This is a genomic window from Campylobacter coli, assembly GCF_009730395.1.
Classification (GTDB): domain Bacteria; phylum Campylobacterota; class Campylobacteria; order Campylobacterales; family Campylobacteraceae; genus Campylobacter_D; species Campylobacter_D coli.
In genome coordinates this window covers 1,541,438-1,553,546 of record NZ_CP046317.1, presented here as the reverse complement: position 1 = coordinate 1,553,546, position 12,109 = coordinate 1,541,438, and the positions used below count along the sequence as shown (strand labels likewise).

The following is a 12,109-nucleotide window of genomic DNA, read 5'->3' as shown; positions in this document are numbered from 1 at the left end:
ATTTTATGCCAAATTATAGCTAAATCTTTGTATAATTTTATTTAAGGTTTTAAAATGATAACTAAAGAAAGTATAGAAAATTTATCCCAAAGACTTAATATTGTTGATATTATTGAAAATTATATAGAAGTAAAAAAACAAGGTTCAAGCTTTGTTTGCGTGTGTCCTTTTCACGCGGATAAAAATCCTTCTATGCATATAAATCCCACAAAAGGATTTTATCATTGTTTTGCGTGTAAAGCAGGCGGAGATGCTTTTAAATTTGTAATGGATTACGAAAAATTAAGCTTTACTGATGCGGTTGAAAAAATTGCAAATCTTTGTAATTTTACTCTAAGTTACACCAAAGAAAAAAATGAAAATAAAAAAGAATTAAGAACTATACTGCCTAGCTTAAATGCTTATTTTAAATCCAATCTCAAACACCATAAAGAAGCTTTGGATTATCTGTATAAAAGAACGCTAAATGATCAAGATATAGCCAAATTTGAATTAGGTTTTGCAGGCTCAAGCGAAGACAGCATAAGATTGTTTCATAACGAAAAAATCCTTTTAGAAGATGCTATGAGTGTGGGTGCTTTAAAAAAGGATAAAAATAATGAATTTTATGCAAGTTTTATATGGCGTATCACTTTTCCAATTTATGATCATAAAGACTTATTGGTAGGTTTTGGGGGACGCACTTTAAATCCTAATGTTGCAGCAAAATATGTGAATTCTCCTCAAAATATATTATTTGATAAAAGTAGAATTTTTTATGCTTTTAATATAGCTAAAGAAAATATAGCCAAAAAAAAAGAAATGATAGTATGTGAAGGCTATATGGATGCTATAGCTTTTCATAAAGCAGGTTTTAACAATGCTGTAGCAGTGCTTGGAACAGCATTAACTGAAAATCATCTGCCTTTAATCCACCGTTATGAAGCTAAAGTGATTTTATGTTTTGATAATGATGAAGCGGGATTAAATGCGGCCACTCGTTCAGCCTTTTTACTTAGTACTCATAAAATAGATGGTAAAGTAGCCCTTTTAGAAGGCGGAAAAGATCCTGCCGAACTTGTTGCTAATAATCAAAGTGCGAAACTTCACACCCTACTTGAAAAAGGGATGGATTTAGGGGAGTTTTACATTAGACGCATACTTTCAAGCTTTTCTTTAAATTCCGCCCTAGATAAACAAAAAGCTCTTGAAAATATACAAAAATACACCTTTAGCCTTGAACCCTTAGTAGCTAGTTCTTATGTAGGTTTGGTTTCAAAACTTTTAGGAGTAGATGAAAAACTCATCGTTCTTACTTCAAATCGAAAACCAAGTAAAACTATCAATTTTAACACCTCTTTCCAACAAACGCAAAATCATAATCCTAAATCCCACATCACCGAGCTTGAACTCTTAAATTATTTAAAAAACAATCCTAACATGCACGAGCTTTTTATAAAAATTAGCGATATTAGATGTTTTAAACATAAAGTATTATTAGAAAAAATTTTAGAACACAAAAGCTATGAAGATAGTGATATAAGAGAATTTGAGAGTAAAAATTTTAGTAAAGATTTAAGTCAAATTGAGTTTTTATGGGGAATTTGTAAGGTTAATTTAGCCTTTTTAAATCATATTAATATCACAAATTCTTATCTTGCTTTAAAAAAACAAATTTTTACCCTTATAGAAAAAAATTTTGTCCTTCTTAGTAAAAATTTAAACGATCATGAACTTGTAGAATTTTTAAAAGAGAATTTGTTTTTACTGAAAAATGAAAAAGATGAAGAGAAACTAGAAGCTTTATTTAAAAATTTGCATAGATTTTTTTCTGCTAAAAATTTGGATATTAAAATTTTAAAAAATAATTCTGAAAATGATTACAATGAAGAACCCTTTTAAGCTTCATTTAGAAAAATAACGAAAAAACTATCCGATTTACCTTTTTTTAAACACAATCACGCTAAAGTATAGAAAAATTTATTAAGGATATATTATGATGCCTTTTAGCGATGAAGAGCTTATAAATCCTGTAAAAGCAAGTTTAGATAAAAGTATGCCTATGTTAGAACGCGATGGAGGCGGTCTTGAATTTTTAGGGATTAAAAATGGTGTGGTTTATGTTCATTTAATTGGGGCTTGCAAAGGATGCGCTTCAAGTGGAACGACATTAAAATACGGACTTGAAAGACAACTTAAAATCGATATACATCCAGAAATTACTATAGTTAATCTAAACGGTGGAGCTGAAGATTTTGCAAAACTATAAAAAACTTGGAATCGAGCATTTTTTACGCAAAGACTTTAAAACAGCAAAAATATATTTTTCTTTAGCTTATGAAAAACGCAAAAACAAACGCTTGTTTCATTTTATCACTCTTTGTGATCTAGCTTTAAAATCTCCAAAAGAAGCGTTATTACTTTTTGAATTTTATTTAGAACATTATCAAATTAAAAATATCGATAAAGATTTAGAAGAAATTTTAAGCACTATAGAGCTTAAAAATGAAAAAAATACCGATGAAACAGAAAATGAAATTCAAGAAGCTCATACTTTAAACTACAAAGATTTTCTAAAAAGTGAAGAGCAAATCGGCTTTAAAAAGAGTTTTGAAAATATTATACATAGCACAAAATTAGTCATTGATAACCGTGATGATTTTTTAGATTTTTTAGAAAAATTACTTGATAATGGCTATAAAGATATGACTTTAAACTATATAGAAAGCGTTATGCCGCACTTTTGGGCAAACGAACGCTTTATAAAACTCCAAGAAAAACTTATAGGATTTAAAAGTGAAATTAAAGCTTGATCAGTCTTTTATTACCGACAATACCTTAGAATGCGAAAAAGATTGCTATTTTTTAAAAACTGCACAAAATATGAATTTTGCTAGTGATGCCTTAGAAAAAGGTGCAAAAATCATTGATGTAGAAGAATGCAAAAAACTTTTAAAAATCGATGAAAATATCAAAATCATAGGAATTACAGGAACCAATGGCAAAACCACCACCGCAGCGGCTATTTATTCGATTTTACTTGACTTAGGTTTTAAATGTGGACTTTGTGGCACTCGTGGAGCTTTTATCAACGATGAGCAAATTGATGAAAAGTCTTTAACCACTTCGCCTATTTTAAAAACTTTAGAATACTTACAACTTGCCACACAAAAAAAATGTGATTTTTTTATTATGGAAGTTAGCTCGCATGCTTTGGTGCAAAATCGCATCGAAGGCTTGAAATTTGCAGCCAAAATTTTTACTAACATTACTCAAGATCATTTGGATTTTCATGGCAATTTTGAAAACTATAAAGCAGCAAAAGAGCTCTTTTTTACCGATGAGAGTTTAAAATTTATCAACAAAGATACTTTAATGATTAAATTTAATGTGCGCAATGCTTTTACTTATGGCATAGAAAATCCTTCTTTGTATCAAGTTAAAGCTTATTCTTTAGAAGATGGTATCAGTGCTATTGTAGCATTAAAAGATCAAAGTTTTCATATTGACTCGCCCCTACTAGGACTTTTCAATCTTTATAATCTTCTAGCCGCTAGTGCTTGTGTTAATGAACTTGTAAAGCCGAATTTAAAAGACTTAGAAAAAGCTATCAGTGGCTTTGGCGGGGTTTGTGGTAGGGTTGAGCAAGTGGCTAATGGCGTAATCGTGGATTTTGCTCACACTCCTGATGGCATTGAAAAAGTACTTGATACACTCAAAAATAAAAAACTCATAGTAGTTTTTGGAGCAGGTGGAGATAGAGATAAAACCAAACGACCTTTAATGGGAAAAATCGTTGAGCATTTTGCAAAAATAGCCATTATCACAAGTGATAACCCGCGTAGCGAAGAACCTAAAGATATCATGAATGAAATTCTATCAGGCTTTCAAAACCCTGATAAAGCTTTGATGATAGAAGATAGAAAAGAAGCTATAAATAAAGCTTTAAAACTTAAAGAAAAAGACGATTTAGTAGTTATTTTAGGCAAGGGTGATGAAAATACCCAAGAAATCAAAGGGATAAAACACCCCTTTAGCGACAAAGCGATTGTGAATGAAATTTTAAAAAATCAAGGATAATAAATGTTTGAAAATATGGATTTTTCTAAGATGGGAGAACTTTTAAATCAAGTTCAAGAAAAAGCAAAAAATATAGAATTAGAGTTAGCCAATCGAGAATTTAGTGCTAAAAGTGGGGCAGGACTTGTGAAAGTCAGTGCTAATGGCAAGGGTGAGATTATCGATGTTAGCATTGATGGTTCTTTACTTGAAGATAAAGAATCTTTACAAATTTTACTCATTTCTGCTATAAATGATGTTTTAGCTATGGTAGCACAAAATCGATCAAGCTTGGCCAGTGATGTTTTAGGAGGATTTGGGAAATTATGAAATTTTTGTTTTTTTTAGTAACCTTTTTAATATCCCTAAGTGCAATCGAGCGTCCTAAATTTGAAGATTTTGCTGCAGGCTACGAAAGAAATAAAGCCAGTATGCTTAATTATGAAGGAATGCCTGCTTTTGCCTTGAGTGAAAATTTACTTGCGGTTTTAAAACAACCTAATGTCAAACTCAATAAATATGTAAAATATGATCCATTTTTAAATCTTTATCTTGTAAGAACTGATTTTAGCTTAATCCCTACACCTATGGGAGATGAAGAAAAACTTACACGCAATGATTGGATAGGAATTTGGGATCCTAATAGAGCTTATATAGGTCACATTAAATATCTTGCGCAAAATATTGATGAAAAAGATCAGCTTGATTTTTCTACCAAAGTGGGGCTTTTAGGCACTCCTTGCTGCGAAATGATGGGAATTGCTCTTAATAATAGCTCCTTTATAGGAAATCGTTACTTAAAGCATTTTATGAAATATAACGATGTATATTGGGGCGATATAGGGGTTGATTTTGCGGTGCGTGAAAATAAAATTTATGTGAATAATGTTCGAAAAAGTGGGCAATTTCTAATCAACGATGAAATCATAAGCGTAGATGGAACACTAGTTAAAGATATAAGAAAGCTAAATGAAAAAATTCTCTTTGCAGATCGTGGAAGCACACTTTATTTTCAAGTATTGCGAGATAATGTGGATTTAAATATTTCTACTGAAGTTTTTGCCAAAGATTTAAGCAAATTTAATCTCCCAAGCAATAAACCAAAACCAAAACCAACCAATTTTAGAAGCAATATAGGTCTAAGTGTAAATTCAAGTCTTATAGTTACAAAAGTAGACGCAGGCTCTAAAGCTGCTTTAGCAGGATTTATGGTAGGGGATAAAATTTTGCGCGCAAACAATGTGACACTAAAAGATTTTAAAGAACTTCAAACCCTACTTGGTACAGGAAATGATTTTAATATTTTAATCGAACGCAAAAGTGATAAACTTCCTTTATTGGGATTAAACAATGATTTAGGAGGAGTTCATTCAGGTGGAGATGGAAAATTTCAATTTTTCATAAGGCTTGTAAAGTGAAAGAACTCTTTATCAAACATTTAGAAAATCATCTACCAAAAGTTCAAAGCTTCCATCCTTTTTTTAATGAAGCTTTGGCAAAGATGCTAAAAGCAGGTGGAAAACACTTTCGTGCTCAATTACTCTTAGGAGTTGTTCAAAATAAAGCACCTCATCTTATCCCCAATGCTCTAAACGCGGCTTTGGCCTTAGAATTTATCCATACTTACTCGCTCATACACGATGATTTACCTGCTATGGATAATGCAGATTTAAGACGCGGAACGCCTACTTTGCATAAAAGCTATGATGAAACTACAGCTATTTTAGTAGGCGATGCTTTAAATACCGAAGCTTTTTTACTTCTATCTAATTTAAATTTAAAAGAAAGCATTAAAATTAATCTGATTAGAACTCTAGCTTTTAATGCAGGAATCAATGGTATGATTTTGGGTCAGGCTATTGATTGTTATTTTGAAGATAAAAAATTAAATTTAGAAGAACTTGAGTTTTTACACACACATAAAACCGCAAAACTTATAGCAGCGGCTTTAAAAATGGGCTGCGAAATTTGCGAACTCGATGAAAAAGAAAGCGAAAAAATTTATCAAATAGGTCTAAAACTTGGACTTATTTTTCAAATCAATGATGATATCATCGATGAAACAATGAGCGAAGAAGAAAGTGGAAAGCCAAGCAAACATGATGAGCATAAAAATTCTTTTGTGAATTTATTAGGACTTGAAAAGGCTATTCAAAGTAAGGAAAATTTGATTAATGAGTGTAAAAATGATCTTGGTGATCTTGATGCTAATTTAGCACACATGATTAAAAGTTTAATGATTAAATATTTATAAAGGTTACAAATGGATCTATCGATATTACAAGAACAAGCAAATACTTTAAGATTTTTAAGTGCCGATATGGTGCAAAAGGCTAATTCAGGCCACCCAGGTGCACCCTTGGGAATGGCTGATATTTTAACGGTTTTAAGTTATCATCTTTCTCATAATCCTAAAAACCCAACTTGGCTAAACCGCGATAGGCTTGTGTTTTCAGGCGGACATGCCAGTGCTTTGCTTTATAGCTTTTTGCATTTAAGTGGTTATGATTTAAGTTTAGATGATATTAAAAATTTCCGCCAACTTCATTCAAAAACTCCAGGCCATCCTGAAATTTCAACTCAAGGAGTAGAGATTGCTACAGGCCCATTAGGACAAGGTATAGCTAATGCTGTAGGCTTTGCTATGGCAGCTAAAAAAGCTCAAAACTTACTAGGAAAAGAATTAATCAATCACAAGGTTTATTGTCTTTGTGGAGATGGGGATTTACAAGAAGGAATTTCTTATGAAGCGTGTTCTTTAGCAGGACTTCATAAACTTGATAATTTAATCATCATCTATGATAGCAATGAAATTTCTATCGAAGGAGATGTAAGCTTAGCCTTTAATGAAGATGTAAAAATGCGTTTTGAGTCACAAGGCTTTGAAGTTTTAAGTATCGATGGACACGATTATGAAGCAATTGATAAGGCTCTAAAACAAGCTAAAAAAGCCAACAAACCTTGCCTTATCATCGCAAAAACAACCATAGCAAAAGGCGCAGGAGAGCTTGAAGGAAGTCACAAAAGCCACGGCGCACCTTTGGGTGAAGAGGTTATTAAAAAAGCCAAAGAAAAAGCAGGATTTGATCCAAATTTAAATTTTTATATACCTAAAGCAGCAAAAATTCGCTTCGAAAGTGCTGTAGAACTTGGAGATTTAGAAGAAGCTAAATGGAAAGATAAGCTCGAAAAATCAGAAAAAAAAGAACTCTTAGAAAAACTTTTAAATCCTGATTTTAGCAAGATAAATTATCCTGATTTTAAAGGCAAGGATTTAGCTACAAGAGATAGTAATGGAGAAATTTTAAATGCTCTAGCTAAAGATTTGGAAGGATTTTTAGGCGGAAGTGCGGACTTAGCCCCATCTAATAAAACCGAACTTTATGGAATGGGTGATTTTGCGGAAGGAAAAAATATTCATTTTGGTATCAGAGAACACGCTATGGCTGCGATCAATAATGCCTTTGCAAGATATGGAATTTTCTTACCTTTTTCAGCAACATTTTTTATCTTTAGCGAATATTTAAAACCCGCAGCTAGGATAGCAGCTTTAATGAAAGTCAAACATTTTTTCATTTTCACACATGATAGCATAGGCGTTGGCGAAGATGGACCAACTCATCAACCTATCGAACAACTCAGCACTTTTAGAGCTATGCCAAATTTCTTAACCTTTAGACCAGCTGATGGAGTGGAAAATGTTAAAGCTTGGCAAATAGCTTTAAATGCAGATATTCCAAGTGCTTTTGTACTTTCACGCCAAAAGCTTAAGGCTTTAAATGAACCTGTTTTTGGTGATGTAAAAAACGGGGCGTATTTACTTAAAGAAAGTAAAGATGCTAAATTTACGCTTTTAGCAAGCGGAAGTGAGGTTTCTCTTTGCTTAGAAAGTGCAAATGAATTAGAAAAACAAGGCTTTGCTTGTAATGTAATCTCCATGCCTTGTTTTGAACTCTTTGAAAAGCAAGATAAAGCTTATAAAGATAGGCTTTTACAGGGTGAAGTTATAGGGGTTGAAGCAGCACATTCTAATGAGCTTTATAAATTCTGCGATAGGGTTTATGGCATAGAAAGTTTTGGAGAAAGTGGTAAAGATAAAGATGTATTTGAGCATTTTGGTTTTAGCGTTCCACAAATTTTAAATTTCATTCTCGATAAGTAAAATGGAGGCAAATTTCAAATTTCAAAAAGAAGAAAATAAAGTTTTTATTTTTGGAATTTGGGATAAAACGAGTGTGTCTAAGATTAAAATCAAAGATCTATTGAGCCAAATTTCTCAAACAAATTGTATTTTTGATTTTAGTCAATTAAATGAAATCGATATGGCTGGAGTGAGATTTTTTCTTGCTCTAGAGCATGATTTGAAAAAAAACGATATCTTGATTTTAAAACAAGGATTAAACACACGCTTTAAAAGCCTTTTTGAGCTTTGTGAAAAAAACTATCAAAGAATTAATGAAAAACAAGAGAAAAAATTCAATTTTACAGACTTTTTTATTTCTTTAGGAATTTTAAGTTTTGATCTTTTAAAGATTTTGCAAAAATTTATTAACTTTACGGGTGCTTTTTTTACCAGTCTTTTTTTATGTATAAAAAATCCTAAAAATTTCCGCTTTATATCTTTTTTATATCATATTGAAAATTCAGCTTTTAAAGCCTTGCCTATTGTTATTTTAACCGCTCTTTTAGTCGGGGTTGTGCTTGCATATCAAGCTGCTTATCAGCTTGCACAATTTGGAGCTAATATTTTCATAGTAGATTTAGTAGGAATTTCAGCCACTAGAGAACTTGCTCCTTTAATCGCCGCGATAGTCATAGCAGGTAGAAGTGCAAGCTCTTATACGGCACAAATTGGGGTCATGAAAATCACAGATGAGATCAATGCTATGAATACCATGGGCTTTCGCTCTTTTGAATTCATCATCATTCCGCGGGTCATGGCTTTAGTTATTGCCATGCCTTTAATCGTTGCTCTAAGTGATGCGATCAGTATATTAGGAGGAATGGTAGTAGCAAAAATAAATCTTGATATATCCTTTGGAGAATTTTTAAGGCGCTTTAGGGAAGCTGTGGAAATGAAACATATCATTATAGGGCTTGCAAAAGCTCCTATTTTTGGTTTTTTAATAGGACTTATTGCTTGTTTTCGGGGATTTGAGGTTAAAAATACCACTCAAAGTATAGGAATTTATACTACAAAAAGTGTTGTAAATGCTATATTTTGGGTAATAGCATTTGATGCTTTATTTTCTGTGGTTTTAACTATAATGGAAGTTTAAATGATTATAAAAGCGCAAAATATTATCACCCGATTTGGAAATAAAGTTGTCCATGATGGAGTCAGTTTTGAAATTAACAAAAACGAAATTTTTGGGATTTTAGGAGGAAGTGGAAATGGCAAGTCTGTACTCTTAAAACAAATGCTAATGCTTGAACATTTTGATGAGGGAGAATACGAAATTTTAGGCTTTAAGCTAAAAAACATTAGCGAGGAAGATGCTTTAGCGCTGCGTAAAAAATGGGGTGTAGTATTTCAGTTTTCTGCACTCTTTAGCTTTTTTAGCGTTTATGAAAATATAGCTATCCCTCTTAAAGAATATACGAATTTAGATTCCATTGCTATAAAAGAACTGGTATTGATGAAACTCAAAATGGTCGGTTTAAATGAAGCTGTTTTAAAACAGCTTCCAAGCGAGCTAAGTGGCGGAATGCAAAAAAGAGTTGCTATTGCTAGGGCTTTGGCTCTTGATAGTAAATTACTTTTTTTAGACGAGCCTACTTCTGGACTTGATCCGCATAGTAGTCGTGAATTTGATGATTTGATACTAGAACTTAAACAAAGCTTTGATCTTAATATTGTTTTAGTAACACACGATAAAGAAAGTATGAAAAATCTGCTCGAGCGTTTTATCATCTTAGAAGATAAAAAAGTTGCCTTTTGTGGAAATTATGAGGAGCTAAGGGCGCAAAATGAAAGATTGTTTAAAAGATTTATGGAGTAAAAGTGGAAAATAAAGCAAATTATTTTTTTGTAGGGCTTTTTGTTTTTGGAGTTTTTTTTGCTAGTATTGGTTTCATGCTTTGGCTTGGAGGATACTCAAAAGAAGAAAGTTTTGAATACTATGAAATTCATACACAAGAATCTGTTGCAGGCCTTGGAATCAAAGCTCCTGTAAGGCTTTTAGGAGTAGAGATAGGAAATGTGGAAAATATCAGTATTTATGATAAAGAAAATTTAGGGGTAAATATTTTAATTAAAATCAAAAAAGGAACCCCTATAAAAGAAGATACTTTTGCAACTTTGCAATTTCAAGGCATTACAGGACTTAAATTTGTACAACTTCAAGGAGGTTCTAAAAACAGTCCAAAACTTCAAGTAAAAGGTAAAGAAGAATTTCCCGTGATTCAATTTAAAGAAGGTTTTTTTGCTGCTATAGATAGACAAAGCGAGCACATCTTTTCTTTGATAAAAAGAGCAGATGATAAATCAAAAGAGCTTTTTAGTGATAAAAATATAAAAAATTTAGAAATACTTTTAGATAATTTAGCACAACTAAGCACCACTTTAAATAAAGATTCTAAAACATTAAATCACAATATCGCAAACACTAGCTTAAAACTTGGAGAAATGGCAGAGAATGTAAGCTTAAGTGCAAAAGGTTTTAATGCAAGTTTAAAGGATATCCAAGAAGGAGCTTTAGCGCTTAGCTCTTTTGCAAAAAAAGCCAATGTTAAACTTGATTCTTACGATGACTTACGACTTTCCTTAGCAGAAAATTTAGAACTTTTGAAAAAAGTGCTTATAGAAAGCAATATCTTGATACAAAATCTACAAAAAAGTCCATCGGATTTAATTTTTAAAGAAACTAAACCCAAACTAGGACCAGGAGAAAAACAATGAAAAAATTCATATACATTACTATCTTAGCCTTTATATTTAATGGATGTTCAATTCCAACTAGCACTCTTGATAAAACGCAAAGCTTTATACTTAAAAATGATGAACTTCCTCTTCAAGCCAATTTTATTAAAAGCGATAAAATTCTTAAAATTCAAAATGCGTCCTTGCCTTTATATCTTCATTCAAGATCAATTATTTATGTGCAAAAAGGTATAAGCAAGGCTTATGCGTATCATTTTTGGGCAGATTTACCCAATAATCTTTATCAATCCTTGCTGCTATCCAAATTTGAACAAAGTCAAATCTTTAAAGCCCTGCTTTCCCAAGGAAGCTCTGTGGGAAGTGATTATATACTTGAAAGCAGGATAGATTCTTTTGAACAAGTGGTTGATGAAAATGAAAATTATGTAAGCATTTCTATTAGTATAAATTTCATCGACGCAAAAGAAAGTAAAATCATCGCTCATCGCCTGTTTTCAATCAAAGAAAGGGTTAAAAAAATAGATATTTTTGATGTCTATCAATCCTTTGAAAAAGCTTTAAATTCTCTAGGAAATGAAATAGTTTTATGGATCAATGCCACACTTGATGAAAAATAGGAACACTTTTTGCTTTTTAAACCTTTAGCAATATTTTTTGAAAGGTGTAAAATGAAAAATGAATTGGATGTTTTTAAAAAGCACTTGGGTGAAATACAAGGCGTAAGTGAGTTTAAAGCTACACAAATTTGCTCACAAATAAATGATGCAAATGATTTTATCGGTGCTCTGCAAATACTTGATTTAACGCTTAAAAAAATTGAAAAAAGTATCACAGAAAGACTTGATGAACAAAACGATGATTTACAAAAAAGAACCTTAGATGCAACAAGTTCTCAACTTATCCAAAACTGCTCTTTTATGGGTACAGCACTTTTTGGAAATATTTTTAATGTATATGTAGGTCAAAAACTTTTTGAATTTGAAATTTCAAATCCTCTTTTAGTTTTAGAAAAAGCAGGGTATGAAGGAGTTTTAGCTTATATTCAAGATAAAAGGGATGAAATTAAAGATATTTTATGCGAATTATCAAGTGCTATTACCATGGGAATAAGCATGGATAATATGAATTTTTCTGACTCTGCAACAAACTTTAAAAATCTTTTCAGATAAGAGTTAAAACTCTTATCGC

The 12,109-nt window shown here is 31.7% G+C and carries 13 protein-coding genes; all 13 read left to right on the top strand.

All coding sequences use genetic code 11. The annotated features are described in order from the left end of the window. Positions 1 to 54: 54 nt before the first annotated feature. The 13 genes from dnaG to FOC43_RS07850 all read left to right on the top strand — a co-directional run bounded on the left by dnaG (position 55) and on the right by FOC43_RS07850 (position 12,090). The gene (dnaG, locus tag FOC43_RS07910; protein WP_002778871.1) at positions 55 to 1,881 is read left to right on the top strand and encodes a DNA primase; all 1,827 of its coding nucleotides are present in this window, start codon (positions 55 to 57) and stop codon (positions 1,879 to 1,881) included. 94 nt (positions 1,882 to 1,975) lie between these two features. Continuing rightward, positions 1,976 to 2,248, top strand: coding sequence for a NifU family protein (locus tag FOC43_RS07905; RefSeq protein ID WP_002778869.1), 273 nt, complete (start codon positions 1,976 to 1,978; stop codon positions 2,246 to 2,248). Beyond that, positions 2,235 to 2,792, top strand: a complete 558-nt coding sequence (locus FOC43_RS07900; RefSeq protein WP_002781959.1) for a hypothetical protein — start codon at positions 2,235 to 2,237, stop codon at positions 2,790 to 2,792. The genes FOC43_RS07905 and FOC43_RS07900 overlap by 14 nt, the downstream gene beginning before the upstream one ends. Next, the gene (locus tag FOC43_RS07895; protein WP_002790243.1) at positions 2,776 to 4,059 is read left to right on the top strand and encodes a UDP-N-acetylmuramoyl-L-alanyl-D-glutamate--2,6-diaminopimelate ligase; all 1,284 of its coding nucleotides are present in this window, start codon (positions 2,776 to 2,778) and stop codon (positions 4,057 to 4,059) included. The genes FOC43_RS07900 and FOC43_RS07895 overlap by 17 nt, the downstream gene beginning before the upstream one ends. Before the next feature lie 3 nt (positions 4,060 to 4,062). After that, positions 4,063 to 4,368, top strand: coding sequence for a YbaB/EbfC family nucleoid-associated protein (locus FOC43_RS07890; RefSeq protein WP_002778864.1), 306 nt, complete (start codon positions 4,063 to 4,065; stop codon positions 4,366 to 4,368). Next, a complete protein-coding gene (locus FOC43_RS07885) occupies positions 4,365 to 5,456 on the top strand; it encodes a PDZ domain-containing protein (RefSeq protein ID WP_002778863.1) in 1,092 nt (363 codons plus the stop codon). The genes FOC43_RS07890 and FOC43_RS07885 overlap by 4 nt, the downstream gene beginning before the upstream one ends. Then, positions 5,453 to 6,292, top strand: a complete 840-nt coding sequence (locus FOC43_RS07880; protein ID WP_002778862.1) for a polyprenyl synthetase family protein — start codon at positions 5,453 to 5,455, stop codon at positions 6,290 to 6,292. The genes FOC43_RS07885 and FOC43_RS07880 overlap by 4 nt, the downstream gene beginning before the upstream one ends. Positions 6,293 to 6,301: 9 nt before the next feature. Next, a complete protein-coding gene (gene tkt / locus FOC43_RS07875; RefSeq protein ID WP_002797823.1) occupies positions 6,302 to 8,200 on the top strand; it encodes a transketolase in 1,899 nt (632 codons plus the stop codon). A gap of 1 nt (position 8,201) precedes the next feature. Further along, positions 8,202 to 9,317: an ABC transporter permease gene (locus FOC43_RS07870; protein ID WP_002781966.1), complete on the top strand. Its 1,116-nt coding sequence runs from the start codon at positions 8,202 to 8,204 to the stop codon at positions 9,315 to 9,317. After that, a complete protein-coding gene (locus tag FOC43_RS07865; RefSeq protein ID WP_002778858.1) occupies positions 9,318 to 10,040 on the top strand; it encodes an ABC transporter ATP-binding protein in 723 nt (240 codons plus the stop codon). A gap of 2 nt (positions 10,041 to 10,042) precedes the next feature. Further along, on the top strand, positions 10,043 to 10,939 hold the full coding sequence (locus FOC43_RS07860; RefSeq protein ID WP_002781970.1) for an MlaD family protein: 897 nt from the start codon (positions 10,043 to 10,045) through the stop codon (positions 10,937 to 10,939). Continuing rightward, complete coding sequence (locus tag FOC43_RS07855; protein ID WP_002778856.1) at positions 10,936 to 11,538, top strand: ABC-type transport auxiliary lipoprotein family protein; 603 nt, start codon at positions 10,936 to 10,938, stop codon at positions 11,536 to 11,538. Before FOC43_RS07860 ends, FOC43_RS07855 begins: the two co-directional genes overlap by 4 nt. A 51-nt stretch (positions 11,539 to 11,589) precedes the next feature. Continuing rightward, complete coding sequence (locus FOC43_RS07850) at positions 11,590 to 12,090, top strand: flagellar FLiS export co-chaperone (protein ID WP_004284528.1); 501 nt, start codon at positions 11,590 to 11,592, stop codon at positions 12,088 to 12,090. Positions 12,091 to 12,109: the final 19 nt, after the last annotated feature.

Bases quoted from the DNA above. Each gene is read 5' to 3' on its own strand.
- FOC43_RS07850 (WP_004284528.1), top strand. From the start codon at position 11,590: ATGAAAAATGAATTGGATGTTTTTAAAAAGCACTTGGGTGAAATACAA.
- FOC43_RS07855 (WP_002778856.1), top strand. From the start codon at position 10,936: ATGAAAAAATTCATATACATTACTATCTTAGCCTTTATATTTAATGGA.
- FOC43_RS07865 (WP_002778858.1), top strand. From the start codon at position 9,318: ATGATTATAAAAGCGCAAAATATTATCACCCGATTTGGAAATAAAGTT.
- FOC43_RS07870 (WP_002781966.1), top strand. From the start codon at position 8,202: ATGGAGGCAAATTTCAAATTTCAAAAAGAAGAAAATAAAGTTTTTATT.
- FOC43_RS07905 (WP_002778869.1), top strand. From the start codon at position 1,976: ATGATGCCTTTTAGCGATGAAGAGCTTATAAATCCTGTAAAAGCAAGT.
- FOC43_RS07890 (WP_002778864.1), top strand. From the start codon at position 4,063: ATGTTTGAAAATATGGATTTTTCTAAGATGGGAGAACTTTTAAATCAA.
- dnaG (WP_002778871.1), top strand. From the start codon at position 55: ATGATAACTAAAGAAAGTATAGAAAATTTATCCCAAAGACTTAATATT.
- FOC43_RS07885 (WP_002778863.1), top strand. From the start codon at position 4,365: ATGAAATTTTTGTTTTTTTTAGTAACCTTTTTAATATCCCTAAGTGCA.
- tkt (WP_002797823.1), top strand. From the start codon at position 6,302: ATGGATCTATCGATATTACAAGAACAAGCAAATACTTTAAGATTTTTA.